The sequence below is a fragment of the Paraburkholderia sp. SIMBA_053 genome (assembly GCF_046534895.1).
Lineage (GTDB): Bacteria > Pseudomonadota > Gammaproteobacteria > Burkholderiales > Burkholderiaceae > Paraburkholderia > Paraburkholderia caledonica.
The window spans coordinates 1-315 of sequence record NZ_JAWRXU010000356.1; the positions used below are offsets into that span (position 1 = coordinate 1).

The window sequence follows — 315 nt, forward strand, 5'->3', positions numbered from 1 at the left end:
TTCGGTGAGAAACACGATCTTGTCGGCGCGCAGCGCGATCGCGGCGGCCGAGGCGACGTCTTCCATCGCCAGGTTGAACGCTTCGCCCGTCGGCGAGAAGCCGAGCGGTGAGAGCAGCACGATCTTGCCGCTCGAAAGCGTCTGGCGGATCGACTCGGCATCGATCTTGCGCACCACGCCCGTATGCTGGAAATCGACCCCGTCGAGAATGCCGACGGGCCGCGCCGTCACGAAGTTGCCCGACACCACGCTGATGTGCGCGTGCGCCATCGGCGTGTTCGGCAAGCCCTGGCTGATCGCGGCCTCGATGTCGAG

General features: G+C 66.0%; 1 pseudogene. It reads right to left on the reverse strand.

Annotated elements, in window-relative coordinates:
• Window positions 1-315 (reverse strand): annotated as a pseudogene (locus tag SB753_RS35970) (N-acetylglutamate synthase); the annotation flags it as partial.